The 25,576-nt window shown below is 72.5% G+C and carries 18 protein-coding genes and 1 pseudogene; 4 read left to right on the top strand and 15 right to left on the bottom strand.

What is annotated here, in order from left to right; all coding sequences use genetic code 11:
• Positions 1 to 26: 26 nt before the first annotated feature.
• The 7 genes and pseudogenes from AC07C1_RS23530 to AC07C1_RS23500 form a co-directional block, all read right to left on the bottom strand.
• Positions 27 to 200, bottom strand: a pseudogene (locus AC07C1_RS23530) (amidohydrolase family protein); the annotation flags it as partial.
• 104 nt (positions 201 to 304) lie between these two features.
• Positions 305 to 3,325, bottom strand: coding sequence for an alpha-mannosidase (locus AC07C1_RS23525; RefSeq protein WP_478941852.1), 3,021 nt, complete (start codon positions 3,323 to 3,325; stop codon positions 305 to 307).
• 30 nt (positions 3,326 to 3,355) lie between these two features.
• Positions 3,356 to 5,383 (bottom strand): endo-beta-N-acetylglucosaminidase, encoded by a 2,028-nt coding sequence (locus AC07C1_RS23520; protein ID WP_478941850.1) that lies wholly within the window; start codon positions 5,381 to 5,383, stop codon positions 3,356 to 3,358.
• Positions 5,380 to 6,636 carry a glycoside hydrolase 5 family protein gene (locus AC07C1_RS23515; RefSeq protein WP_478941848.1) on the bottom strand — a complete coding sequence of 419 codons (1,257 nt, stop codon included), beginning with the start codon at positions 6,634 to 6,636 and terminating at the stop codon, positions 5,380 to 5,382. The genes AC07C1_RS23520 and AC07C1_RS23515 overlap by 4 nt, the downstream gene beginning before the upstream one ends.
• A 34-nt stretch (positions 6,637 to 6,670) precedes the next feature.
• Entirely contained in the window at positions 6,671 to 7,582 is a 912-nt protein-coding gene (locus tag AC07C1_RS23510) for a carbohydrate ABC transporter permease (protein WP_478941846.1), read from the bottom strand.
• Positions 7,579 to 8,475 (bottom strand): carbohydrate ABC transporter permease, encoded by an 897-nt coding sequence (locus AC07C1_RS23505; protein ID WP_478941844.1) that lies wholly within the window; start codon positions 8,473 to 8,475, stop codon positions 7,579 to 7,581. Before AC07C1_RS23505 ends, AC07C1_RS23510 begins: the two co-directional genes overlap by 4 nt.
• A gap of 6 nt (positions 8,476 to 8,481) precedes the next feature.
• The gene (locus AC07C1_RS23500) at positions 8,482 to 9,765 is read right to left on the bottom strand and encodes an ABC transporter substrate-binding protein (protein WP_478941842.1); all 1,284 of its coding nucleotides are present in this window, start codon (positions 9,763 to 9,765) and stop codon (positions 8,482 to 8,484) included.
• A 257-nt stretch (positions 9,766 to 10,022) separates the two neighbouring features.
• On the opposite strand from AC07C1_RS23500, the gene AC07C1_RS23495 reads away from it, so the two are divergent.
• Positions 10,023 to 11,081 (top strand): LacI family DNA-binding transcriptional regulator, encoded by a 1,059-nt coding sequence (locus AC07C1_RS23495; RefSeq protein WP_478942087.1) that lies wholly within the window; start codon positions 10,023 to 10,025, stop codon positions 11,079 to 11,081.
• Between the two features lie 182 nt (positions 11,082 to 11,263).
• Positions 11,264 to 12,679 carry an amidase gene (locus tag AC07C1_RS23490; RefSeq protein ID WP_478941840.1) on the top strand — a complete coding sequence of 472 codons (1,416 nt, stop codon included), beginning with the start codon at positions 11,264 to 11,266 and terminating at the stop codon, positions 12,677 to 12,679.
• Positions 12,680 to 12,692: 13 nt separating this feature from the next.
• On the opposite strand, the gene AC07C1_RS23485 is transcribed toward AC07C1_RS23490, so the two are convergent.
• Complete coding sequence (locus AC07C1_RS23485) at positions 12,693 to 13,178, bottom strand: N-acetyltransferase family protein (RefSeq protein WP_478941838.1); 486 nt, start codon at positions 13,176 to 13,178, stop codon at positions 12,693 to 12,695.
• Positions 13,179 to 13,235: 57 nt separating this feature from the next.
• Positions 13,236 to 13,409, bottom strand: a complete 174-nt coding sequence (locus AC07C1_RS23480; RefSeq protein WP_478941836.1) for a hypothetical protein — start codon at positions 13,407 to 13,409, stop codon at positions 13,236 to 13,238.
• Between the two features lie 501 nt (positions 13,410 to 13,910).
• Here AC07C1_RS23480 and AC07C1_RS23475 point away from each other — a divergent pair.
• Positions 13,911 to 14,306: a hypothetical protein gene (locus AC07C1_RS23475; protein ID WP_478941834.1), complete on the top strand. Its 396-nt coding sequence runs from the start codon at positions 13,911 to 13,913 to the stop codon at positions 14,304 to 14,306.
• Between the two features lie 141 nt (positions 14,307 to 14,447).
• Here AC07C1_RS23475 and AC07C1_RS23470 read toward each other — a convergent pair whose 3' ends face one another.
• The 6 genes from AC07C1_RS23470 to AC07C1_RS23445 all read right to left on the bottom strand — a co-directional run bounded on the left by AC07C1_RS23470 (position 14,448) and on the right by AC07C1_RS23445 (position 24,185).
• On the bottom strand, positions 14,448 to 15,977 hold the full coding sequence (locus tag AC07C1_RS23470; protein WP_478941832.1) for an SDR family NAD(P)-dependent oxidoreductase: 1,530 nt from the start codon (positions 15,975 to 15,977) through the stop codon (positions 14,448 to 14,450).
• Between the two features lie 959 nt (positions 15,978 to 16,936).
• Positions 16,937 to 18,268, bottom strand: coding sequence for a wax ester/triacylglycerol synthase family O-acyltransferase (locus tag AC07C1_RS23465; RefSeq protein ID WP_478941830.1), 1,332 nt, complete (start codon positions 18,266 to 18,268; stop codon positions 16,937 to 16,939).
• Positions 18,269 to 18,414: 146 nt separating this feature from the next.
• Entirely contained in the window at positions 18,415 to 20,736 is a 2,322-nt protein-coding gene (locus tag AC07C1_RS23460; RefSeq protein WP_478941828.1) for a GH92 family glycosyl hydrolase, read from the bottom strand.
• Between the two features lie 224 nt (positions 20,737 to 20,960).
• Positions 20,961 to 22,181, bottom strand: a complete 1,221-nt coding sequence (gene glgC / locus AC07C1_RS23455; RefSeq protein WP_478941827.1) for a glucose-1-phosphate adenylyltransferase — start codon at positions 22,179 to 22,181, stop codon at positions 20,961 to 20,963.
• A gap of 50 nt (positions 22,182 to 22,231) precedes the next feature.
• Positions 22,232 to 23,383, bottom strand: coding sequence for a glycogen synthase (gene glgA, locus AC07C1_RS23450; protein ID WP_478941825.1), 1,152 nt, complete (start codon positions 23,381 to 23,383; stop codon positions 22,232 to 22,234).
• Positions 23,384 to 23,417: 34 nt separating this feature from the next.
• Positions 23,418 to 24,185, bottom strand: coding sequence for a (2Fe-2S)-binding protein (locus tag AC07C1_RS23445; RefSeq protein WP_478941823.1), 768 nt, complete (start codon positions 24,183 to 24,185; stop codon positions 23,418 to 23,420).
• A gap of 253 nt (positions 24,186 to 24,438) precedes the next feature.
• On the opposite strand from AC07C1_RS23445, the gene AC07C1_RS23440 reads away from it, so the two are divergent.
• On the top strand, positions 24,439 to 25,576 hold a 1,138-nt coding region (locus AC07C1_RS23440), incomplete at its 3' end, for a DMT family transporter (RefSeq protein WP_478941822.1).

The following is a 25,576-nucleotide window of genomic DNA, read 5'->3' as shown; positions in this document are numbered from 1 at the left end:
CGCCGTGCGGTGCCCTCGTACACGGCAGCGCGTTCCGCGACGGGCGGCTTGCCCAGGTGGTCCAGGACGAGGACGAGCGAGGGCAGGGCGGCGGCCGCCTCGACGCAGGCGGGGAGCCGGTGGGGCAGGACCACCAGGTCGTAGACGAGGCCGGCCTCGGCAACGGCGGTCGGCGGCGCGGGCCTCGGGTTCCAGGTCGGCGAGCGTGAAGTTCCGCCAGGGGGGTGGGACTGTGCTGGACCGCCGCGCCGAACCGGCGCCGGGCGGGGCTTGATGAGCCTCTTCCGGCGCCGCGACGGTGTGCTCAGCCCCTGCGGACCCGCAGGGTCATCAGCTCGAACGGCCGCAGCCGTACGGTGATCCGGTCGCCGTCGCGCACCGGCGGCTCCCCGTCGCCGCCCGGACGTTCCAGCAGGTCCGTCACGGTGACGTCCGCGACGTCGAAGCCGGCGCTCAGGGTGGCCCGGGCCCGGCCTCCGTGGGCCTCGTGGAAGCGGACCACCACGTCACCGCTGCCGTCGTCGGCGAGCTTCACCGCCGTGATCACGACCGCCTCGGTGTCCACGGTGACCAGCGGGGTCACTTCCCGGGCACCGGTCGTCCGGCGTTCGGGCAGGTTGATCCGCCAGCCCTCGCGGACCGCGTCCCCGATCCCGGCGCCCGGGATCAGGGCGTGCCGGAAGCGGTGGACGCCCTGGTCGGTCTCGGGGTCGGGGAAGCGCGGGGCACGCAGCAGGGACACGCGAACGGTCGTCGTCGTACCGCGGTCGCCGTCGGACCGCACGGTCCGGGTCACGTCATGGCCGTAGGTCGAATCATTGACGACCGCGACACCCCAGCCGGGCTCCTCCAGGTGGACGAAGCGGTGGTTGCAGGCCTCGAACTTGGCCGCCTCCCAGGACGTGTTGGTGTGTGTGGGACGGAAGGCGTGCCCGAACTGCGTCTCCGAGGCGTACCGTTCGGCGTGCAGGTCCAGGGGGAAGGCCAACTTCAGGAACTTCTCCGTCTCGTGCCAGTCCACCTCGGTGTCGATGAGCAGCCGCCGTTCTCCCGGCGGCAGTGACAGCACCTGAACGACCCGGGAGTCGCCGAAGGAGCGGACGATCCGCACCGACGCGCCGTCCTCGCCGGCCGTGACCGACTCGGCGTCCGTGAGGTCGGTGACGGTGTTGCGGTAGAACGAGTCGACATCCCAGGCGTCCCACATGTTCGGGAAGTCCGGATGGAGTTGGAGAAGGCCCGCGGCCCTGCCGGGGGCGATCGTCTCGCGGTCGGCGGCGGGGTCGTAGACGGAGACGACCAGGCCCCGGACGTCCACGGTGATCCGCAGCAGGCCGTTGTCCAGGACGTGACCGCCGTCCGCGGCGGGCGTGTGCGTCGTCCCGCCCTCCACCGCCGCGGTGGCCGCACCGCCCGCCGGAACGCCGGAGCGCGGATGCGGGGCCGCGTTGAAGACCAGCGCGGTCGTGCCCTCCCCGGCCAGCGCGCGCTGGGCGCCCTCGATGACGGCGGTCAGCGCGTCGGCGATCCGCTCGTAGGTCGCGCGGGCCTCCCGGTGCACCCAGGCGATGGACGAGCCCGGCAGGATGTCGTGGAACTGGTGCAGCAGGACCGTCTTCCAGATGCGGTCCAGTTCCTCGTAGGGGTAGGGGAACCCGGTGCGTACGGCAGCGGTGGCCGCCCACAGCTCGGCCTCCCGCAGCAGGTGTTCGCTGCGCCGGTTGCCCTGTTTGGTCCTCGCCTGGCTGGTGAGGGTGGCGCGGTGCAGTTCGAGGTACAGCTCGCCGACCCAGACGGGCGGCTCGGGGTACTCGGCCGCGGCCTTCTCGAAGAAGGCGCGCGGTGTCTCCCAGACGACGGTGGCCGAGCCTTCGAGGTCGCGCAGCCGGGCCGCCTTGGCGACCATCTCGCGGGTCGCGCCGCCGCCTCCGTCGCCCCAGCCCGTGGGCGCTAGGGAGTGACTGGCCCTGCCCTTGTCCTTGAAGTTGCGGGCCGCGTGGGCGATCTCGCCGCCCTTCATGGAGCAGTTGTAGGTGTCGACGGGCGGGAAGTGCGTGAAGATCCGGGTGCCGTCGATGCCCTCCCACCGGAAGGTGTGGTGGGGGAACTTGTTCGTCTGCGACCAGGAGATCTTCTGCGTCAGCAGCCACTTGGACCCGGCCGCCTTGATGATCTGCGGCAGCCCGGCGGCGAAACCGAAGGTGTCGGGCAGCCACGCCTCCTCGTTCTCGACGCCGAACTCCTCGAGGAAGAACCGTTTGCCGTGCACGAACTGACGTGCCATCGCCTCCGAGCCGGGCATGTTGGTGTCCGACTCCACCCACATCCCGCCGGCCGGCACGAACCGCCCCTCCGCCACCGCCTTCTTCACCCGCGCCCACACCTCCGGCCGGTGCTCCTTCACCCACGCCCACTGCTGCGCCTGGGACATGGCGAACACGAACTCCGGCTCGTCCTCGAGCAGCGCGGTCATGTTGGACGTCGTACGGGCCACCTTGCGCACCGTCTCCCGCAACGGCCACAGCCACGCCGAGTCGATGTGCGCGTGCCCGACGGCGCTGATCCGGTGCGCGGAGGGCACGGCGGGCGCCGACAGCACACCCGCCAGTTGCCGACGGGCCCGGCCGGCCGTGCCGTTCACGTCCTGCAGGTCCACGGCGTCCAGGGCGCGCTCGACCGCGCGCAGGATGTCGTAGCGGCGAGCGGAGTCCACGGGCAGCTCGGCCATCAGCTCACCCAGCACCTCCAGGTCCAGCACCAGCTGCCACACCGTCTCGTCGAAGACGGCGAGGTCCATCCGGGTCAGCGTGTACTGCGGCTCGCTCCCGGCGGTCTCCTTGTCACCCAGCTTCGTCGGCAGGAAGGGGTGGTAGTCCAGGATGACCGGGTTGGAGGCGGCCTCGATGTGCAGGCACACCTCCTCGCCGCCCGCCACGGGCGCGCCGACGCGGACCCACTGGTTGCGCGGGTTCAGGCCCTTCACCGGGGTGCCGTCGGGCCGGTAGACCAGACCCTCGCACTGGAAGCCGGGCATGTTCTCGTCGAAGCCCAGGTCGAGCAGGGCCTCAACGGTCTTCCCGGCCCACGCCCCGGGCACCGTCCCCGTCACCCGGAACCAGCTCGTGCCCCACGGAGCACCCCACCGGGCGCCGACCTCGATCGGCTCGGGCTCGGCGGCGAGCCCCTGCGCGACCGGCACCGGCTCGCCGGGCGCGTGCCATACCGCCACCCGCAGCGGCACCGACTCGGGGTACACGGCGGGGCGGATGCGTTCGTCGAGGACACGCCGGAGGCGGGCTTCCACCAGAGTGCGGTCGTCATGCATGCGGGGTGCTCCCTGCGGGGTTCCGGTTGCTTACCAGGGGTGGGTGAGGGTCACGGGGTTCGAGGCGTTGTAGAGCTCCCCCACGGCGCGCAGTTCGAACCGTGCGGCCGTCTCGCCTTGCTCGGGCCGCAGGCCGGAAAGGAAGAAGGCGCGCTGGCCGGTGGCGCCGAGGAAGCGGCGGCTGCCGTCGGGGAGGAGGCGGTGGAGGGTGTGGTGGCGGACGGCGCCGGGGGCGGCGTTCCAGGCGAGGCGCAGGTCGCCGCCGTTCGCCGCGGTGACACGGACGCCGGAGGGTGCGGCGGGTGTGGTGACCGCGTTCCGGACGGCGAGCCCGCCCAGCCGCCAGCGCACCGGGCCCTCGGTGGCGCTGAGCCGGACGCCGAGGGCATGGACGGAACCGGACAGCCCGGTGAGCGGGAGGGTCGCGGTCTGCCAGCCGTTGACGGACTTCTCCGGGGCGCCGCTGTTGACCGGATTCACAGCCAGATACGTGTACGGCGGGGCCGTCCCGGCGCCGTTCGGTTCGGCCGTCGCCACCGCCAGCTCGACGTTCACACTCCCAGCCTCGCTCCGGTACGTCAGCTCGACAACCGTGTTCACACCGATCGGCAGCCGGGTCGCGTACAGATCCACGACCAGCGGTTGATCCGGTTCACCGGCCACCAGCACGCTGCTGCCGCCCCGCCAGGCGTCGGCGAAGTCGAAGGTGACCGTCGGCCGCTCCCCCGCCGTCCGCACCACCCACCGCCGGGACGGCAGCCGGTCCTGGAGCCCGAGGTGGTTCCAGGGCGTGTCGGAGACGACGGCTCCCTCCTCGTACCACCGCAGCCCGTGCCCGGTGTTGAAGACGCTGGCGAACGGCACCGAGGTCACCGTCGAGCGGTCCGCCACCGACACCGCCGGCGCCCGCCACGGGTCGGCGCCGTCGGGCCGGGAGGGGTCGAGCGACCGCCCGCTCCAGAACCGGTCGTCGGCCGCGTGGAAGTCCTGCGGGGCGCGCTGGTCGGCGGGCAGGTGGTTACGGGTCCACTCCGGCCGGTAGAAGCCGATCGAGGTGAGGTGCGGCTTCCCGGCCGGCACGATCGCGTCCCAGTTCACGGACGTGTCCGGCCCGTTCGATTCGACGTCGACGCCTGCCCACAACTGGTACCGGCTGCGCCCAAGCCGGTCCGCCTTGGTCCCCGAGGCGGCCAGCGTGCCCGCGCTCCACCGGAAGTCGACGAACATGGCGTCGGCGGCCTGGAAGAACGCCTGGTTCTGGCTGTCCAGGGCGCCCTGCCAGCTGACCGTGCCGTTCACGGTCATCGCGTCGTACCAGGTCACCCGCTGTCCCCTGGCCGCCGCGAGGGCCTTCAGCTCCTTGACGAACCCGATCATGGCCGTGCCGAGCGCGGTGTTTCCGCCGCCCGTCTCGGCGTTGACGAACCAGCCGTCGAAGCCGTGGGCCGCCGCCACCGCGACGAGTTGCGCGGCGAGCGGGTAGTGCCCGGTGGGATCCTTCCGCACGAGGTCGCGGGTCCACTGGAGCTGTCCGCCGTAGGCGGTGGGCGGCAGGAAGACGGTGCCGAGGACGGGGACGCCGTGCCGGTGGGCGGCGTCCACGATCGGCGCGTTCGGCGCCAGGATCAGTCCCTCACCGGCCGAGCCGCCCCAGAAGACCAGTTCGTCGAGGTACGCCCAGTGGGTGAGGGCGTAGTAGTCGGCGGTGGCCGAGCCCTGGGAGGGGTTGCCGGCGGTGGGGCCGAAGGAGACCAGGGCCTGGATCCGGGCCTGGCCGGAGCGGGCGGTGGCGTTGGCGGGGGCCGGGGTGAAGCGGGCGGCGAGCGGCACGGACGCGGCGTTGAAGGCGAGGTCGGGGTCGTCGGCCGCGCGCCAGGTCTTCAGGCTGCGCCAGGTGATTCCGGTGCCGGGGCTGCCGGCGGGGAGCGAGTCCGGGTACCAGTAGGAGGCGTACGGCGGGGTCGCGGCCGTGGCGCGCGGGGCCGCGGCGACAGGCAGGGCAGGGGTGAGGGCGGCCGCGGTCGCGGAGATCAGGACAGTGCGTCTGGTGGGGTTCACGAGCGGGTGCCTCCGTATGGGGTGGGGAGTACCTGGTCGGGAGTGACGACTTCGGTGATGCCGCGCGCGACGAGGTGTTCCCTGTCGTCGGCACGGGTGTCCAGCACGGTGGTGGGACGGGCCCCGTCGGCGACGAGCCGGAAGAAGGCGTCGAAGACCGGGCCGCCCGGGGCGCATCGCGAGCGGTGGCCCGGCTCGGCGGGCACGACGAGGGCCGTACCGCGCACGGCGGGGACCCGGTGCGGTTCCCGGGCCGCCGCGGCGAGCACCCGGGCGATGTCCTTCGGCTGCCGGTCGTTGGTCAACAGACCGAGTGAGTACTCGAGTTCGGGGAAGTCGGCGAGCTCGTGCGAGACGTCGTGGGAGCACCACCAGGTGATGCCCCAGAGGTCCGGGCAGTCGAGGACGTTCGTGACGGTCGCCTCGGCGAAGGCGGCGGCGTGCTCGGCGGGCACGAGGGGCGCGGGGGCGCCGACCTCCTGGAGCCACACCGGCCGGTGCGGTGCGTCGGCCCAGGCCTTGCTCAGCTCCACCAGGTACGCGGCGTGGTGCCCGGCCGGTACGGAGGTGCGGCCGTGGCGCTGAGCGGTGCCGTTGAAGACCCAGGAGTGCACCGCGGTGAGGTCGCCGAGCCGGGCGGAGTGGCCGGGGGTGAAGGGCTGGTCGTCCTGGTACCAGGCGGCGTCGTAGGAGGCGTGCAGATGGAGCCGGTCCGGGGCGCCCTCGGCGCAGGCGGCGAGCATCCGGGCGAGCCACCGTCCGGCCTCCTCGGCCGTGATCCGGTCGGGGTCGGGGTGGGGTCCGGTGGCGAACTGGTTGACCTCGTTGCCGACGGTCATGCCGATGAAGTTGGGCCGGCCGGCGAGGGCGGCGGCGAGGGTGCGCAGGTAGGCGGCCTGGCCGTCGATCACGTCCGGGTCGGTGAAAAGGTTTCGGCGGTGCCAGGTGCGGGTCCACGCGGGCAGGAAGTCGAAGCTGCTCACGTGTCCTTGCAGGCCGTCGACGTTGACGTCCAGGCCGCGTTCGGCGGCCGCGTCCGCGAGGGCCACGAGCTGGTCGACGGCGCGTGGGCGGATCAGGGCCCGGTTGGGCTGGAAGTACGGCCAGAGCGGGAAGACACGGATGTGGTCGAGGCCGAGCGCGGCGATCGCGTCGAGGTCGGCGCGTACGGAGTCGAGGTCGAAGTCGAGCCAGTGGTGGAACCACCCCTCGCTGGGGGTGTAGTTGACGCCGAAGCGCACGGCAGGGGGCATGGGTGTCCTTGCTCCTTGCGGACGGGGGTGGGGTTCAGCCCTTGACGGCGCCTTCGCCGACCCCGCGGAAGAAGTACCGCTGCAGGCAGGCGAAGAGGGCGATGAGCGGTGCCACGGCGATCACGGTGCCGGCTGCGACGAGACGCTCGTCGTTGGCGAAGGTGCCGTGCAGATAGTTCAGGCCGATGGTCAGGGTGAACTTGGACGGGTCGCTGAGCACGATCAGCGGCCACAGGAAGTCGTCCCAGGCGCCCATGAAGGCGAAGATCGCGACGACGGCGAGGGTGCCCTTCACCGAGGGCAGAGCGATGCGCAGGAACCGCTGCCAGACGTCGGCGCCGTCGACGTAGGCCGCTTCCTCGATCTCGTAGGGCAGGTTGCGGAAGGCGTTGCGCATCAGCAGCACGTTCATCGCGCCGATCGCGCCGGGCAGGACGACCCCGACGAGGGTGTTGTTCAGGCCGAGTTCGCGCATGGTGGTGAACTGGGCGATGACGATGCCCTCGACGGGCACGAGCATCGCCAGGACGAAGACGAGGGTGGCCACCCGCCGGCCGCGGTAGCGCAGCCGGGCCAGGGCGTACCCGGCGAGCGCCGAACCGACGCAGTTCGTCACGACGTTGGCGACGGCGACCTTGAGGGAGTTCAGGGCGTAGTCCCAGACCGGGATGGTGTCGGCGACCCGTGCGTAGTTGTGCAGGGTGGGGTGGCCGGGCAGGAACGTCGGCGGGGAGCTGTAGATGTCCTCGGTGGGGCTCTTCAGGGACGTGGACAGCTGCCAGAGGAACGGGCCGACGGTCAGGGCGAGGACGGCGAGCAGCAGCAGGTACCGCCAGACCAGCTCGCCGGCCCGGATGCGGTGGCCGTGCTGGTCGGTGAGGCGGGGCTCGCCGGCGGCGCCGGTGGGCACGGTTCGCTCGGGCCGTACCTTCTCCAGGACGCTCATGTCTCCTCCCTCCGGTCGGCGCGCAGCACGAGCAGCATCAGCGCGACGGTGACGGCGAACACGACGACGGAGAGGGCGGAGGCGTAGCCGACCCGGCCGGTGAGGCCGGTGCCGGTGCGCTGGACGAGCATCACGAGGGTGGTGTCCTCGCCGGCCGGACCGCCGCTCGGGCCCGCCATCAGGTACACCTCGGAGAACACCTTGAAGGCGGCGACCGAGGAGAGCGCGGCGACCAGCACCATCGTGGAGCGGACGGCGGGGACGGTGACCGAGAAGAAGCGGCGCACCGGTCCGGCGCCGTCCACGGCGGCGGCCTCGTGCAGTTCGCGCGGCACGTTCGCCAGCGCGGCGAGGTAGATGATCATGTAGTAGCCGAGGCCCTTCCACACCGTGACGGCCATCGCGCTCAGCAGGAGCAGCCACTGGTCGCTGAGGAACCCGACCCGGCCGATCCCCACCGCCTCCAGCATCGAGTTGACCAGGCCGCGTTCGTCCAGCAGCCACACCCAGATCAGCCCGACCACGACGATCGAGGCGACGACCGGGGTGTAGAAGGCGGAGCGGAAGAAGGCGATGCCGGGGATGTTCTTCTGCACCAGCAGGGCGAGCAGCAACGGCAGGACGACGAGGGCCGGTACGACGCCGACGATGTACAGCGAGCTGTTGCGCAGCCCGGTCCAGAACATGTCGTCGTGGAGCAGCTCGCGGAAGTTGGCGAGGCCCACGAAGTGGCCCGGGAGCAGGGTGCGGCGGTCGGTGAAGGAGTTCACCACGGTGGAGACGAACGGGTAGAGCACGAAGGCGCCGGTGACGAGCAGCCCGGGAGCGGCGAACAGCCACGGACTGGTGGGCAGTTGGCGGCGCACCCGGGTGGAAGCGGTGGGCGTGGCCATGGCCGGTCAGCCCTGCCGGAGGAGACGGTCGGCGGCGTTGACAGCGTTGTCGAGGGCTTCCTTGGGGCTCTCCTTGCCCTGCAGTGCCTTGGCGGCCTCGTTGCGCAGCGCGGTCTTCATCTGGTCGCTGAACAGCACGGGGGTGTAGTTGACCGCGTTCTTCAGGGACTTGGCGGCGGCGATGCGCACGCGTGTCTCGTCGGTGCCGTCCTCCTTGGTGAAGTACGGATCGTCCAGGGATCCGGCGGTGCTCGGGAAGATGGCGACCTTCTTCGCGAAGGACATCTGGTTCCGGGCGTCGGTGAGGAAGTGCGCGAAGGCGACGGCGGCCGGCGTGTGCTTGGTGCGGGAGTTGACCATCACGCCCATCACGTACATGTTGACGTGTCCGGTGCTGGTGATCTGGTCGGTGATGCCGATGTTCCTGTACAGGCCCGGCGCGTTCTTCTTGAAGTTGCCGAGGTCGAGGGCGCTGCCCGGGTTCATGGCGACGGCACCGGTGAGGAACTTCTTGCCGGAGGACTCGGGGGTCGCGGTCAGTGCCTGCGGGTCGAGCGCCTTGGCGTCGTACAGCTCCTTGTACTTGCCGAGGAGTTCGACTCCCTTGGCGTCGTTGAAGGCGAACGCGGTGCCCTGTTCGTTCATCAGCGGGACGCCGTAGCGCCCAAAGTCCTCGATGGTGGGCACGTTGGCGAGGGTGGCGACCTTGCCGTCGCTCTTCTTCGCCATCCGCAGGGCGTCGGCGAAGAGTTCGCCGTACGTCTTCGGCGGCTGGTCGGGGTCGAGCCCGGCCCTCTCGAACAGGGCCTTGTTGTAGAAGAGCGGACCGGTGTTCAGGTACCAGGGGAAGGCGTACGTGCCGCTCAGTCCCGGCACCTGGTGGCTGGCCCAGGCTCCTGGCAGGTACTCCGACTTGTACGTGGCGGCGGACTTGTCGAGGTCGAGGGCCAGTCCGGCCTTGGCGAGCGGGGCGGCCAGGTCCGGGGAGACGTTGACGACGTCGGGCAGGGTGCCGCCGGCGGCGTCCGCACTGAGCTTGTCGGGGTAGCCCTCGGCGGGCTGGTCGACCCACTTCACGTGCGTACCGGGGTACTTGCGCTCGAAGTCGGCGATCAGGCCCTCGAAGTACGGCTTGAAGTTGGCGCGCAGGTTCCAGGTCTGGAAGGTGATGTCGCCCTCGACCTTGCCGGAGGCGTCGGTCGAACCGGCGTCGTCACCGCCGGAGCCGCAGGCGCTCAGCGGCAGAACGAGGGCGACGGCAGCGGCGAGGGCTCTGCGAGGTATGGGCACGGGGACACGGCTCCCTTGCGGCGTCGGGCTGTTGGTGGCGGCAGTGACCTTGCCCGGCCCCTTCGGGGAAAGTCAATGCATTCGACCGAGCTAAAGCCAGAGGCATTTGATCAGTGCAGGTCAGCACGTGTTCAGCGCGAGCTTGCCGTCATCCACTAATGCGCTTTAGGGTCTTGACACTCAAGCGCATTAGCGAGCACTGTCAGAAAGGGGGCGGATACGTGTCGACCAAGCGGTCCCCCGCACGCCGGCCCACGATGAAGGACATCGCCCGGCGGGCCGGGGTGTCCGAGAGCGCCGTGTCGTTCGCGCTCAACGGCCGCCCCGGTGTCTCGGAGACCACCCGCGCCCGGGTACGCCGGGTCGCCGAGCAGCTCGGCTGGCGCCCCAGCACGGCGGCCCGCGCCCTGTCCGGCGAGGGGGCGGCGACGGTCGGTTTCGTCCTCGCCCGCCCCGCGCACACCCTGGGCGTCGACTCGTTCTTCCTGCAGCTCGTCTCCGGCATCCAGGAGGTGCTCGCCGAACGCCACCTGGGCCTGCTGTTCCAGGTGGCGGAGGACGTGGCCGACGAGTGCGCGGTGTACCGGCGCTGGTGGGCGGAGCACCGGGTCGACGGCGTCCTGGTGGCCGACCCGCGCACGCAGGACCCCCGTCCCGGCCTGCTGGACGAACTCGGCCTGCCCGCGGTGGTGATCGGCGGCGCGCCCGACGTACGCCACCCCGGCCTGTCCACGGTGTGGGCGGACGACGCCGGTGCGATGGCCTCCGTCGTGGACGAGCTGACGGCCCTGGGCCACCGCCGGATCGTCCACATCGCCGGCCTGCCCGAGCTGGCCCACACCCAGCGCCGTACGGCCACCCTGCGCGCGGAGGCGGAGCGGCGCGGCCTCACCGAGGTCCGTTCGGTGACCACCGACTACTCCGACACGGAGGGCGCGGCGGTCACCCGCCGGGTCCTCGGCGACCTTCCTGCCCCGACGGCGCTCATCTACGACAACGACGTGATGGCCGTCGCCGGTGTCGCCGCCGCCGGCGAACTCGGCTTCCGCGTCCCGCAGGACGTGTCGGTGGTCTCCTGGGAGGACTCGGCTCTCTGCCGGATGGTCACGCCCCGCCTGTCCGCCCTGTCCCGCGACAGCGCGGAGTTCGGCCGCACGGCGGCACGGGAGCTGCTGGCACTGCTGGACGGCAACACGGCACGTGCGGTGGGGGTACCGGTGCCACGGCTGACGGGGCGTGGCAGCACGGGGGCCGTTCCGTCCGACAGGCGTGAGGAGCGTACCGGTTCCCCCGCATCCGATTCGCCGGACCTCTGAGGACGGGGGCGTGCCGGTGACGTGCCACCCGCGGCCGCAAGGAGGAGTGTGCGGGGAATTGACCGGATGACCCGTCGGGCGTCGGCCATCGGCCTCTCGACGGAACCACCCCGACCAGGCACAGTTCTCCCTGCGCCGTGTTGCGTACCAGCCAGTGGCCGACGACTGACCGAGGAGTGCCCGTGGGGAACTGGGCCAGGCGGAGCGCCGCCGAGATCGCCGCCGCCGTACGCGAGAAGCGGGTGACGCCACGGGAGGTGGTGGCCGAGCACCTGGCGCGGATCGAGCGGCTCGACGGACGGATCGAGGCGTTCCGGAAGGTCCGCGCGCAGGCCGCGCTCGCCGAGGCCGACGAGGTCGCCTCCCGTGCCGAGCTGGCCGAACTGCCGCTCGCGGGCGTGCCGGTGGCCGTGAAGGACAACCTGGCGGTGCGAGGCGAGTCCCACCGCAACGGCACCGCCGCCGGTCCGGACACACCGGCCGCCGAGGACCATGTCACGGTGGCCCGGCTGCGGGCGGCCGGTGCGGTGGTCGTGGGCCTGACGAACGTGCCCGAGCTGTGTGTCTTCGGTACCACCGACGGCGTGTACGGCATCAGCCGCAATCCCTGGGACCTCTCGCGGTCGGCGGGCGGTTCCTCGGGCGGCAGCGCGGCGGCGGTCGCCGCGGGGCTCGTGCCGATCGCGCTCGGCAACGACGGCATGGGCTCGCTGCGCATCCCGGCCGCGAACTGCGGGCTGGTGACGCTGAAGCCGGGACACGGGGTGGTACCCGCGCAGATCGGCAACGGCGACTGGTTCGGCATGTCGGAGAACGGTCCGCTGGCCACGACGGCCGAGGACCTGCGGCTGATGTTCGGCGTCCTCGCGGGCACCGGTCTCGCCCGGGCTCAGGAGCCGTCACGCAGGAAGATCGCCGTCGCCGTGCGCAGCCCGCTGGCCGGGGTCGGCGTGAGCAGGCCGTATACGACCGCGGTACGGCAGGCGGCCGGGCTGCTGGCCCGGGCCGGGCACCGCGTACGGCGGGCCGAGCCGCCGTACCCCCTCTCCCTGGGCGTGACGTCGTTGCGGCACTGGACGGCCGGGACCGCGGTGGACGCCGAGGGCCTGGACCCGGCGCGGCTGGCCCGGCGGACCCGGGTGCACGCGGCGGTGGGCCGGCGCTTCGTCCGCTCGGTCCGCGCCGGCGACGGCCGCGAACGCCTGCGCGACCGGCTGACGCCCTTCTTCACCGACCACGACGTCCTGCTCACCCCGGCGCTGGCCCGCCGCTCTCCCCAGGCCGGTCCGTGGCACGAGCGCGGCTGGCTGCGCAACATCCTCGCCAACACCGCCTACTCGCCGTTCACCCCGCCGTGGAACCTGACCGGCTGGCCCGCGATGTCCGTCCCCTTCGGCACCCTGCCCTCGGGCGCCCCCTGCGCCGTACAGCTCGTGGGCCGCCCGGGTACGGAGGCCACCCTGCTGGACCTGGCGGAGGAACTGGAGCGCCTGCGCCCATGGCAGCGGACGGCACCGGTGGCGGACCGCACCGGTGGCGGGCCGGACGGCAGCGGGGTCCAGGGACTTTCGTTCGGATCATGCGCGAGCCCGGCATGATCAGAACGAGACCCTAGTCCAGCGCCCGGTACATGATGTGCAGCCCCACCCTCCCGTGCCGTGGGTGCTCGTACGCCTCCGGAACCGTGCCCAGGATCGTGAAGCCGAGGGACGTCCAGAGGCCGACGGCGGGGTTCGTCTCGACCACGGCGTTGAAGACCATCGCGCGGTATCCGCGGGCCCTGGCCTCGGCCAGGACGTGCTCGGCGAGGGCCCGGCCGACGCCGCGGCCGGTGTGGTCCGGGTCGACCATGAAGCCCGCGTTGGCCACGCGGGCGGCCGGTCCGCCGTAGTTGGGGGTGAGGTAGGCAGAGCCGACCACGGTTCCGGCGGGGTCCTCGGCGACGTAGACGCGCTTGGCGGGGTCCATCCAGAGCGCGCGGGCCGCTTCCTCGGTGGTCTCCGGGTCCCAGGCGTAGGTCTCGGCGGCGGCGACGATGCGGTGCCAGAAAGGCCAGATCCGCGGCCAGTCGTCGGCCGCGGCTTCTCTGATCGGCATGGGCGTGAGTCTGCCACGCCCATGCCATCGGCGATCGCGACGGGTCCGGCCCCGGCGTCAGTCGACGCTGGGCAGGATGTGGGGTTCGGCGAGGTCGTCTTCGTACCCCGCGAGGCGGATCGGGGCGGACCGGGCCCACACCTCGAGGCTGCCGAGCTCTCCGGCCCGGCGGCCCGCGCGCTCCGTGCGTTCCTTGGGGCGCTGTTCGCGATTCGTCTTCTCCGGTGTCACCGCGCACTCCTTATGTGTCGGGTCACCCTCGGGGCATACCGGACAGTCTGCGCTCCGGCACTCGTCGCCCGCTCGGGTCTGGATGGAAGGCCAGTTCGGGCGCGGTGGCGCCGGTATCTCGTCTCGGAGCAGGCCGTTGTCGACCGGCTCACCCCAGGACGGACGGTGGGTGTGGGTGGGACCCCGTACTGCTGTCCGTCCAGTCCAGATTAACCAAATGAGCGGACGTCCGCTCGATAGGGAGTGCAAACAAGCTGTAACGCATGCATGTCACTTGACCCCCCAATGCCCCCCAATATGGGGCTATCTGTAACAACGCGCATCACTCGCGCGACAGAGTGAATCACCCACTCGGCCTACGCATGCGAACGTTTCTTCGATCACGGGCCGGGGCTTCCCGGGGGCGGGACTCGGCGCAATTCAAGTGCCGTTGGCCGGGCCGCAAGCTCGCCATGGTCTGCTGGCGTGCGGGCAACGGCTGTCTCGCGGAAGGACCGACGCATGGAGCTGCGCAGCGTCGAGGAGCTGATGGACCTGCTGTACGCCGGCCGGTACCAGCGCGCGCTGCGGACCGCCGCGCTGCTGCGTCGCAACCGGCCCGCCGACAAGGAACTCCAGGTGGCCGGGTTGGTCCACGGCATCGGCCCGGTGCTGTGCCCGGGCGACGAGACGGCGCGGGCCCGGAGTGCGGCCGAGGCGGTGCGCCCCCTGCTCGGGGAGCGGGTGTTCCGGCTGGTGCTCGGGAACGCGGGCCCCACCGACGACGATACGCTGCGCCTGCGTCAGGCGCACGAGGAGAGCCGGACGGGCGGCTTCGACGCGGGCGTGCTGGAGGACTGGCGCACGGTGCTGGAACTGGTGGCGGCCCGCAACTCGCGGCTCGGCGCGGTGGATTGACGGCCAGTAACCCGGCACCCCCGCTCTCCCGCCCGGCCGCGCCGCCGCGCCGCCGCCCCGCCGCCCCGCCGCCCCGCCGCCCCGCCGCCGGCCACACTACGAGCCGGTCGGCACGTCACCGGCCTTCGGCCGCCCGGCGGCTCACCACCTGCCGGGTGCGTAGTCCTTCAGGAAGACGCCGTACAGGTCCTCGCCCGCCTCGCCGCACACGATCGGGTCGTAGACGCGGGCGGCGCCGTCGACCAGGTCGAGGGGCGCGTGGAAGCCGGCCTCGGCCATGCGCAGCTTGTCGTAGTGGGGGCGCTCGTCGGTGATCCACCCGGTGTCGACCGAGGTCATGAGGATGCCGTCGGCCTCGAACATCTCCTGGGCGCTGGTCCGCGTCACCATGTTCATCGCGGCCTTGGCGGCGTTGGTGTTCGGGTGGCCCGCACCCTTGTAGCCGCGGGCGAAGACGCCCTCCATGGCCGAGACGTTCACCACGTACGCGCGTCCGCTCCGCGCCTTCCGGGCGGCCTCCGCCATGACCGACCGCAGCTTGCTGATCAGGATGAACGGCGATGTGTAGTTGCACAGTTGGGTCTCGAGCAGCTCCACCGGGGAGATCTGCTCGATGGTCTGCACCCAGGTGTTGGTGTCGACGACGTCGGGGACCAGGCCGCCCGCGTCGATGGCCGTGCCGTCGAGGTGCCGGGCGACACTGGCGTTGCCCGCGACCAGGGCGAGGTCGGCGACCTTCTGTGCGTCGAGGCCGCTGATACCGACGGGCAGCGCGGCCAGTCCGTCGACCGCGCCGGAGTTGAAGGCGCCGATCACGTGGTGGGCGGGCAGCTCCCCGGCGGGCAGCGGGGCGCTCTCGCCCTCGACCAGGGCGGCGTAGGCGGAGGGCAGGCGGCGCACGGTCTGCGTGGCGTTGTTGATCAGGATGTCCAGCGGACCCGCCTCGGCGACCTGATCGGCCAGCGCGACGGCCTGGGCCGGGTCGCGCAGGTCGATGCCGACGATCTCCAGACGGTGCATCCAGTCCGCCGAGTCGTCCATCGCCTTGAAGCGGCGGATGGCGTCCTTGGGGAACCGCGTGGTGACGGTCGTGTGCGCGCCGTCGCGCAGCAGCCGCAGCGCGATGTACATGCCGATCTTGGCGCGGCCGCCGGTGAGCAGGGCGCGCTTGCCGGTGAGGTCGGCGCGGGCGTCGCGCTTCTCCCGGTTGAGGCGGGCACAGTCCGGACAGAGCTGGTGGTAGAAGTAGTCGACTTCCACGTACCGGGTCTTGCAGGTGTAGCAGGAACGGGGGCGCTGGAGTATGCCCGCGATCCTGCCCTCGTCGACCTTCGAGGAGGGCAGGATGCCCTCGGTCTCGTCGTCGATGCGCTCGGCGGAGCCGGTGGCCGTGGCCTCCGTGACGGCGCGGTCGTGCGCGGTCTTGGCGGCCCGGCGCTCCTGGCGACGGCGCTGCTTGACCGTCCGGTAGATGTGCGAGGTGGCCCGGCGCACCTTGATCGCGTCGGGGTGGTCGACGTCGAGCCGGTCGAGTTCCTCGAGCACGCTGAGGCAGACGGCCAGCCGCTCCGGATCGATACCGGGCCCGTAGACCACCTCGTCCATCGAGGCGTCCGTGGGGACGTCCATGGGGGCCTCCATGGACGCAGACCCGTCCTCTGTCACCGTCATCGCGCTGCCGCTTCCCTGATCACCCGCGCAGCGCTCCGACTCGCGCCCGCCTTCGAACGGGGGATTTTACGGAGCGACGGGGCATACGGCCAAACCCGCCCGCCCACCCCACCGAACAGCCCGGCCTCCCGACCCGTCGGCCCGGCCCCGCGGCCCTCCTGCCTGAGCCCCGGGCCCTCATGCCTGGCCCCGTGCCCTCCCTGCCCGCCCGTCGTCGGGGCGATCCTGCCCGACCACACGAAATAAGCCGCCCGTCCTCCCGACCTTCCCCCCGCCCCGTGCCCTCCCGTCCGGCCTCGAGACCGTCCCGCCGGTCTCACAGAAAGAGCCACCCGGCCCACGCCCCTCCTACCCGGCCCGGCCCCTCCCCGCAGGACGGGACCCCCACCTGCCCTCGGGGCCGTCCCGCCCGACCTCCTGGAAAGAACCTCCCGGCCCCACGACCCTCCGCCCGGCCCGGCCCGGGCCGCCCTGCCCAGCGGACCCCTCCCGCCCGACCTCGGCGCCGTCCCGCCCTACCCCTAGAAAGAGCCCCCGGCCTCACGGCCCCCCCCCTGCCCGGCCCGAGCCCTCCCCGCAGGACGGGACCCCCACGTGCCCTCCAGGCCTCCCGCCCGACCTCCTGGAAAGAACCTCCCGGCCCCACGACCCTCCCCCCGGCCCCGGCCCGGGCCGCCTGCCCGGTGGGCTCCCGCCCGTCCTCGGGGCCGTCCCACCCGGGCTCGCGGGAAAGAGCTGACCGGTCCCGCAGCGAAAGCCGCCCGGCCTCGCGGTGAGAGCCCCGGCCCCGCACCGAGGCAGGCCCCGACGCCGCACCGCTCGGGGGGGGCGTGCTCACCCCCCGACGATCGCGCGGCCGCCGACGGCGCGTGCGCCCCGCGGGGGCCACCCGCACCCGACGACGAAAGCCGCACGGGTGGTGCGGGTGGGAACCCCGTCCAAGGCCGGAGGCCGGGCGCTCAGGCCTCGCAGACGGAGAGCAGCGTCTCCACCTCGTCCGACACCGCCCGGGCGAACACATCCAGGTCCGGCACCGCCCGCGCGTCGGCGACCAGCCCGTAATGGACGCGGCCGCGGTACGTCGAGATCGCGACCGCCAGCGACTGACCGGGCGCCAGCGGGGCCAGCGGGTAGACCTCCGTCAGCTCGTGGCCGCCGAGCCGGAGGCCGAAGCCGGGCAGCGGCACGCTGGTGACCAGGATGTCGAACCACAGCCGCGCGGCCTGCCCCAGCAGCGGCCCGCCGAGCCGGTGACCGAGCGCCGGAACGTGATCGGCGAGCAGCGCGACGGCGCCGGCACCCCGGTTGGGGCCCGCGTCCTTGTTGCGGACCATCGCGGTGCGCACGGCGGCGAGCCGGCCGAGCGGGTCGGGGTCGTGGACCGGAAGCGGTATCAGGTACCCGGAGAGCCGGTTGCCCTGTGGGTGGGCGGTGCGCGGGCGGCGCCGGGAGACGGGGATGAGTGCGCGGGGCGCCACGTCCACGCTGCCGTCATCGCGTTCGTCCAGCCAGCGGCGCAGGGCACCGGCGACGACGGCGATGAGCACGTCGTTGACGGTGCCGCCGACGCTCTTGCGCACCCGGTGCACATCGTCGATGTCGAGGACGACACCTGCGGTGCAGCGGGTCCCGCTGGGCGCGGAGGTCAGCGCGGAGGACGGGCGCATGCCGAGCGTGGACCGGGCGAGCGAGGCGCCGATGTCCAGGGCCCGGCCCACGTCGGACAGCGCGCCCTTGACCAGCTCCGGGACGAGGCCGGGCAGCTTGCGCACGTCCGGCAGCAGACCGCGTGGCGGCTCGATGGCGCGGGGCGCGCGCTCGGGCAGGTCCACCGGGTCCAGGACGCCGGCGGCGAGCTTCAGCGCGCGCAGTCCGTCGGCGAGGGCGTGGTGGAACTTGAACAGCACCGCGAAGGACACCCCGTCCTCGCCGGGCAGTACATGCGCCTCCCACGGCGGCCGGCCGCGCTCCAGCGGGCGTTCCATCAGCCGGCCGGCGACCGCGTGGAAGTCGGCGGTCGGGGCGTGCAGCCGTACGTGGTTGAGCGGGTCGAAGTCCGGGTCGGTCTCGCGGGCCGCGCCGCCGAAGGCCAGGGGCTGCCAGACGTCGCGGATGCGCATGCGCAGGCCCGGTACGGCGGCGGCGCGGGCGGCGAGCAGGTCGGCGGCGTGGGCCCCGGCCGTGGGCGAGTGCGCGCCGAAGACGCCGAGCGCTCCGAGGTGCATCGGATACCGGTCGGACTCCATGTTCCAGAAGGCCAGGTCGAGGGGAGCGAGCAGGTCGGAAGTCACGGGCTTGCCTCGCGCGTCGACGACAGGTGAGATCTGCAGTCAATCTCCGCCAGCCGATTACGGTCAAGTACTATCAGGCTACGCTCAGTTAACAACGGATTAAGTCCCGCCCCTCCGAAAGGGGCGGGACCAGGTGACACGCGAGGTCACCTCAGTACCGGCTGCCCGGCCTGGGGTGACGTACCCCACTCAGACGGGCGCGGGCCGACCGTGAACGCGAGCGCGCGCAGGGAGCGCAGGCCACCGGTCGTCAGATAGGTCCGCCCGTGCGGCCGTCCATCGGCGTGGACGGCCTGGATGTAGCGGTCGGCGGCGGAGGTGCCGGGAGCGGTGATCGTCAGCCCGCCGCTCGGCCAGTACCGGCGGTCGAGGCTGAGGTGGACACGGTCGAAGACCGGGGTGGACAGGCCCCAGGTGTCGTAGCCGGGCTGGACCGGGAAGAGGCCGATGGACGACAGGACGTTCCAGGCGGACATCGTGCCGAGGTCGTCGTTGCCGGTCATGCCGGTGGGCGCGTCGGTGAACAGGGTCAGCGCCGCGTGCACCACGTCCGTGGTCTTCCAGGGCTGGCCGGTGGAGAGGTAGGTGTAGGGCGCGATGAGGTCGGGTTCGTTCATCGGGTTGTATCTGTCGGCGTTGTAGTAGGCGTACGCGTCCCCGTGCACCCACACCTCGCGGGCGGTCTTCTCGGGGTCGGCGAGCAGCCGGTCGTAGGCGAAGAAGGAGTCCAGCCGGTCGTTCGCCGCGCGCTTGCCGCCGATCAGAGCGACCATGCCGGGCAGGTCCTGTGGGACGAGCCACTGGTACTGCCAGGCGGTGCCCTCGTGGAAGCCGGTTCCGCGGGCCGGGTCGGGCGAGCCGGTGAAGGCGCCCGAGGCGTCGCGGGCGCGGAAGAAGCCGGTGGCGGGGTCGAAGATGTTCCGGTAGTTGCGCGACCGGGTGGCATAGCGGGCGGCGTCGTCCTCGTGGCCGAGACCGCGGGCCATCTGGGCGAGCATGGCGTCGGCGAGCGCGTACTCCAGGGTGACGGAGGCGCCGTGATGGTAGTCGGAGTCGCCCATCTTGGTGAGCGGCCGGTCCTTGACGTAGGGCGCGAAACCGCCTGCGAGGTATTCGGAGTTGGCCTCCCGGCCGATGCCCGGGTACTCGGCGGGCGGCACGCCGTCGGCGTTCTTCCTCAGCGCGCGGTAGGCGGGCTCCTCGAACCCCTTGAGCAGGCCCATGTGGTACGCGGTCGTGAGGAACGGGGTGACCGGGTCGCCGCTCATGACGTTCGTCTCGACCGGGCCGTAGCCCCACTTGGGCAGCCAGCCGCCGTCCTCGTCGATCGCGACCACCGACCGGGCCATGTCCCGCGACTCCCGCGGCGCGAGCAGGGCGAGCAGCTGGGCCTGGGTGCGGTAGGTGTCCCACAGCGACCAGTTCTGGTAGTACGTGAACCCGTCGGCGCGGTGGGTGCGGCGGTCCCAGCCGGTGTAGCGGCCGTCGGCGTCGCTGCCGATGTTGGGCGCGAGGAACGACCGGTACAGCGAGGAGTAGAAGGTGCGGCGGAGCGTGCGCGTGCCGCCCTGGACACGGACGCCGGCGAGCCGGTGCTCCCACTCCTCGCGCGCCCGGTGGCGTACGGCGTCGAAGGGCCGGCCGCCCTCGGCGCGCAGATTGCCGGCGGCGCCGCGCGCGTCCACGTACGACATCGCGGTGGTCGCCTCCACGGTGCGGTCCTCGGTGGTGTCGAAGCGGACGTAGGCACCGCCGTGTCCGCTCCGGGCGCCCGGGGTGACGGACGGCCCGTCCCAGGTGCCGTACGCGGTGAAGGGCCGGCTGAACCGGGTGATCGTGTAGACGGTGTAGGGGCCGGTGTCCCGGCAGAAGCCGTGGCCGGTGATCTCGGTGCGCACGGTGCGGTCGTCGAGGATCTCCACGGCGCTGCCGCCCGCCTTGTGCAGCGACTGGGCCGCGTTCAGCAGCACGTTGGCCTTGTCGGTGGCCGGGAAGGTGTAGCGCTGCACGCCGGTGCGCCCGGTCGCGGTCAGCTCGGCGCGGATCCCGGAGGCGAGGCCGACGCGGTAGTAGCCGGGGCTCGCCTCCTCGTCCTCGTGCGAGAACCCCGCCGCGTACTTGCCGTAGTCCGTCTGTGTGACGTCACCGGTGGTGGGCAGCACGGGCAGGTCGCCGCCGATACGGCAGCCGACACCCGAGAGGTGGACCAGGGAGAAGCCGCGAATGCGGTCCTGCGTGTAGTCGTAGCCGGTGTTGTGCCCGGTGTCCGGGGAGAGCTGCACCATGCCGAAGGGCACGGCCGCGCCGGGGAAGGTGTTGCCCTCGTCCTGGCTCCCGATGAAGGGGTTGACCAGGTCGGTGAGGTGGCCGTCGGTCCGCTCTGCGGCCCGTGCGGCGGGGGTGGCGATCAGCGTGGACGCTGCCATCACCCCGGCCAGGCACAGCCGCGTGCGCCGGGTCCCTCTCATGTCGGATGACCTCCGCAGGTTCGACATCGTTGCCTGCATCCTGAGGGGCGAACGGCCCGAACCCGGGCATCCAGTGAGGATTAAGCGAAACGCGTCGCGGAGGCGACGGGGCCGAACGGTGCTGAACGGCGCCGAACGGTGACGGGCGGTCAGAGCGCCGGCGTGACTCCCTCACGGCTGCGGGCGACCCGAGCCCGCTGTGGAAGCGGTGGGCCGGCGCCCCCCTACGACACCCGCTGCCCCTTCCCCAGGGCGATGACCCCGGCCTGGGAGACGGTGTACAGCTCCGCGTCGCGCTCGGGGTTGACGCCGATCGTCGCGCCGGGCGGCACCTCGACGTTCTTGTCCAGGACGGCACCGCGGACGACCGCGCCCCGGCCGATGCGGACGTTGTCGTGCAGCACCGAACCCTGCACGACCGCACCGGGGTCGACGCGTACGCCCGGGGACAGCACGGACCGGGTGACCTGGCCGCGGATCAGGCAGCCCGCGCTGATGATGGACTCGCTCGTGATGCCGCCCGCGTTGAACCGGGCCGGCGAGAGCTGACCCGAGTGGGTGTAGATGGGCCAGTGGCGGTTGTAGAGGTTGAAGGCGGGCCGCTCGGCGATCAGGTCCATGTGCGCCTCGTAGTAGGCGTCCAGGGTGCCGACGTCCCGCCAGTAGCCCTGGTCGCGGGTGGTCTCGCCGGGCACGTGGTTGTCGCTGAAGTCGTACAGCTGCGCCTCGCCGCGCGCGGTGAGCTGGGGCAGGATCGAGCCGCCCATGTCGTGCACGGACTGCCCGTCCTCGGCGTCCCGTTGCAGCGCCTCGATGAGGGCCTTGGTCGTGAAGATGTAGTTGCCCATCGAGGCGAACACGCACTCGGGGTCGTGGGCCAGTCCGGGCGGGTCGGCCGGCTTCTCCAGGAAGCGCTCGACGGTGGTGCCGTCGGAGCCCGGTGTGATCACGCCGAAGGAGGCGGACTCCGAACGGGGCACCCGGATGCCGGCCACCGTCACGCCCGCGCCGCCCTCGATGTGCTGCCGGAGCATCTGCCGCGGGTCCATGCGGTAGACGTGGTCGGCGCCGAACACGGCCACGTACTCGGGCTGTTCGTCGTGGACCAGGTTCAGGGACTGCAGGATCGCGTCGGCGCTGCCCAGGTACCAGCGCGGGCCGAGGCGCTGCTGGGCCGGGACCGGCGTGACGTAGTTGCCGAGCAGGCTGGACATCCGCCAGGTGGTGGTGATGTGCCGGTCCAGCGAGTGCGACTTGTACTGGGTCAGCACGCAGATGCGCAGGACGTCGGCGTTGACGAGGTTGGAGAGGACGAAGTCGACGAGGCGGTACGTGCCGCCGAAGGTGACCGCGGGTTTCGCCCGGTCCGCGGTCAGCGGCATCAGGCGCTTGCCCTCCCCGCCCGCCAGTACGATCCCGAGAACCGATGGCCCTCCACGACGCATGGCCGCTCCCCTCACCCTGGATGATCCATGGATGCCCCGAGCCGACCGGACTAAGCCTGCTTGAGGATCTCCTCGTACAGCCCCGCCGTGCGCCGGGCCACCGCGTCCCAGCCGAACTCGCCGACCGCGCGCTCCCGTCCGGCCTCGCCCATCCGCCGGGCCGCCTGCGGGTCGCCGAGGACGGTGTCCAGCGCCCGGGCGAGGCCCGCCTCGAAGTCGTCGCCCACGTCGACCAGGAGACCGGTGCGGCCGTCGTCCACGACCTCGGGGATGCCGCCCGCCCGCGATGCGACGACCGGGGTGCCGCAGGCCATCGCCTCCAGGTTGACGATGCCGAGCGGTTCGTACACCGACGGACAGGCGAACACGGCGGCGCGCGTGAGGAGTTGGATCACCTCGGGGCGCGGCAGCATCTGCGGGATCCAGAACACGCCCTCGCGGACCCGGCTCAGCTCCTCGTACAGCTCGCGGAACTCGCGGTCGATCTCGGGGGTGTCCGGCGCGCCCGCGCACAGGACCACCTGCGCGCCCGCGTCGATCTCCCGTACGGCACGCAGCAGATGGGGCACGCCCTTCTGCCGGGTGATCCGGCCGACGAACAGGACGTACGGGCGTGCGGGGTCGATGCCGTGCCGGGTGAGGGCGTCGGTGCCGTGGTCGGGCCGGTACAGGTGCGTGTCGATGCCGTTGTGGACGACGTGGACGCGGGCCGGGTCGAGCGCCGGGTAGCAGGCGAGGATGTCCTCGCGCATGGCCCCGGAGACGGCGATCACCGCGTCGGCGGCCTCGATCGCGGTGCGCTCGGCCCAGCCGGACAACGCGTACCCGCCGCCGAGTTGCTCGGCCTTCCAGGGACGCAGCGGCTCCAGCGAATGGGCGGTCACCACGTGCGGGATGCCGTACAGCAGCTTGGCGAAGTGGCCGGCGAGGCCCGCGTACCAGGTGTGGGAGTGGACGAGTTCGCGGCCTTCGAGGGCGGCGGCGATGGAGAGGTCCACCGAGAAGGTGCGCAGCGCGTCGTTGGAGCCGTCGAGGACGGCCCAGGGGCGGTGGCGTACCACGCCGACGCCGCGGCCCTCGCCCCAGCAGTGCACCTCCAGGTCCACCAGGGAGGTCAACTCCCGTGCCAGGAACTCCACATGGACCCCGGCGCCGCCGTACACGTCCGGGGGGTACTCCCGGGTCAGCAGTCCCACTCGCACCCGGCAACCCCCTGGTCTCGGCGGCACGTTCCCCTCATGGTCGCCCAGATGCGGCGCGCGGGGAAGAGCGCGGCGGGCGGTTGAAGCAGCAGTCGCCGCAGACCCCGCCGCCGGGCACCCGGTAGTACAGGCAGCAACTGCGGCGGCGGAAGGCCGTACCGGTGCGGATGCCGGTGGTGCGCAGCAGGGGGTGGGCGAAGAGGTCGCCGGTGAGGGCGCGGGCCCGTTCCGCCGCGTCGGTACGGCCATGGGCGCGGGCCCAGCGGTCCAGTTCGCGGGCCGCGCCGGCGAGGGCCGAACCGGCGTTGCCCCACAGCAGGCCCGCCGCGACACCGTAACGGGCCCTCAGGGCATCCCCTAGGGGTTCCAGATGGCCGTGCAGCACGGTGTCGGCGAGGGTGGCCGCGTCGCCGGGCAGTGGGCGCGGCTCGGTGAGCCACAGGTCGTCGGGGGCGGACGCGAGGGGGTTCCAGCGCAGCAGTCGTGCGTCGAGGTCCGGCAGCCGGCCGTACAGGACGGCACAGCCGAGAGCCACCGACCACAGGCGGGCGGCCAGCCCCTGCTGCGCGATGGAGGCGGAAACCCGCGGCTCCGGGGCTCCGAGCCGGGCCGCGACCGTGTCGACGCGCAACGTCAGCGCATCGCCGTGAACATCCGATGCGGCCCGTACGTAAGTCTCTGCGAGGGTCGGCAGCCCTGCGGGCCCCGGCCCGTCAGGCGCTCCGGCCCGGCCTGGAAACATGCGCAGGACGAAGAAGCCGCCGAGCGGGCGGAGCGCGGCGAGATCCGGGGCGAGGTCCACGACAGGTACTAGTACCAGGCCGGAACCGGAGGCCGGGACAGGGGGTTGGCGTGAAACGTCACCCGTCCCAGGGATGAGCGCAGCGCTCGTGTACTCCATCGGCAGTAGGACGCATTGCGTGCTCAGGTACGACGACGGGAAGACCGCCGGCGGGCAGAGTGTTGGCCATGGAAGCCGACCGCCCGCCGCGCCGGGCTCCGGGCCGCCGCCGCCCGCAGGGCCCGGGCCCCCGCCTCACGCAGAGGAGACGCCGATGAGCGCCCTCGCGGTGTCCGTGCTCCTGTCGTTCGTCTCCGCCCTCGCCTACGCGGGCGGCGCGATCATGCAGGAGCAGGTCGCGGTGTCCTCCCCCGGCAGCGCGTACATGCCGCTGCGCCGGCCGAGCTGGTGGGGGGCGCTGGCGCTCAACGGCCTCGGTGGCGTGCTGCACGTCGTGGCTCTGGCCTACGGTCCGCTCAGCCTCGTACAGCCGCTCGGCGCGCTGACCATCGTCTTCGCGCTGCCCATGGCGGCGCTGTTCGTCGGCCGCAAGGCCGGGGCGACCGCCTGGCGGGGCGCCCTGATGGCCACGGTGGGCCTCGCCGTTCTGCTGTCCCTGGTCGGCTCCTCCGACGCGCACTCCCTGGACGGCGCCCAGCGGGTGACGGTCGCGCTCGTCACCGGCGGGGCGGTCGTGGCGCTGATGTTCGCGGGCCTGGCCGCACACCGGCACCCGGCGGTGCGCAGCGTGCTCCTCGCCACCGCCTCCGGCATCGCGTTCGGTATGTCGTCGGTGTTCACCAAGACCGTCGCCGTCGACTGGTCCCGGGACATCGACCTGGGCGACCTGTCCTCCCTCGCGGTGATCGGCGTGTTCGCCACGGCCGGTGTGCTGCTGTCGCAGGCGTCCTACCGAGGCGGCGGCCTGGCCGCCCCGCTGGCCACGCTGACGGTGGTCAATCCGGTGCTGGCCGCCGCGGTCGGCATCCTCATGTTCGGCGAGACGTTCCGCTACGGCAGCGCCGGCACCGTGCTCGCCCTGGGCTGCGGAGTGGTGGCGGCAGGCGGCCTGATCATGCTGACGACGGAGCGGATGGAGGACACGGGGGCGGCTGCGGGCTCGGGGGCGGTTGCGGGCGCCGGGACGGTTGCGGGCGCGGAGATGGCTGCGGGCGCGGGAGTGGGCGCGGGGCGGACTTCGGGGACGGCTGCGAGCGCGGGAACGGGTGTGGGCGCGGGGCGGACTCCGGGCGTGGCAACGGCTGCGAGCGCGCGCACGGTTGCGGGCTCGGGGACGGCTGCGGGCGCCGGGACGGCTGCGGGCGCGGAGATGGCTGCGGGCGCGGGAGTGGGCGCGGGGCGGACTTCGGGGACGGCTGCGAGCGCGGGAACGGGTGTGGGCGCGGGGCGGA

This window comes from Streptomyces sp. NPDC045022, assembly GCF_056432605.1.
The sequence above is the reverse complement of the archived record's forward strand: the minus strand, read 5'-3'. Positions and strand labels throughout refer to the sequence as shown.

What these genes read in the sequence shown, in the direction of transcription:
- AC07C1_RS23525 (WP_478941852.1), bottom strand. Translation starts at nt 3,325, where the DNA reads ATGCATGACGACCGCACTCTGGTGGAAGCCCGCCTCCGGCGTGTCCTC.
- AC07C1_RS23515 (WP_478941848.1), bottom strand. Translation starts at nt 6,636, where the DNA reads ATGCCCCCTGCCGTGCGCTTCGGCGTCAACTACACCCCCAGCGAGGGG.
- AC07C1_RS23510 (WP_478941846.1), bottom strand. Translation starts at nt 7,582, where the DNA reads ATGAGCGTCCTGGAGAAGGTACGGCCCGAGCGAACCGTGCCCACCGGC.
- AC07C1_RS23505 (WP_478941844.1), bottom strand. Translation starts at nt 8,475, where the DNA reads ATGGCCACGCCCACCGCTTCCACCCGGGTGCGCCGCCAACTGCCCACC.
- AC07C1_RS23495 (WP_478942087.1), top strand. Translation starts at nt 10,023, where the DNA reads ATGAAGGACATCGCCCGGCGGGCCGGGGTGTCCGAGAGCGCCGTGTCG.
- AC07C1_RS23485 (WP_478941838.1), bottom strand. Translation starts at nt 13,178, where the DNA reads ATGCCGATCAGAGAAGCCGCGGCCGACGACTGGCCGCGGATCTGGCCT.
- AC07C1_RS23475 (WP_478941834.1), top strand. Translation starts at nt 13,911, where the DNA reads ATGGAGCTGCGCAGCGTCGAGGAGCTGATGGACCTGCTGTACGCCGGC.
- AC07C1_RS23470 (WP_478941832.1), bottom strand. Translation starts at nt 15,977, where the DNA reads ATGACGGTGACAGAGGACGGGTCTGCGTCCATGGAGGCCCCCATGGAC.
- AC07C1_RS23460 (WP_478941828.1), bottom strand. Translation starts at nt 20,736, where the DNA reads ATGAGAGGGACCCGGCGCACGCGGCTGTGCCTGGCCGGGGTGATGGCA.
- glgC (WP_478941827.1), bottom strand. Translation starts at nt 22,181, where the DNA reads ATGCGTCGTGGAGGGCCATCGGTTCTCGGGATCGTACTGGCGGGCGGG.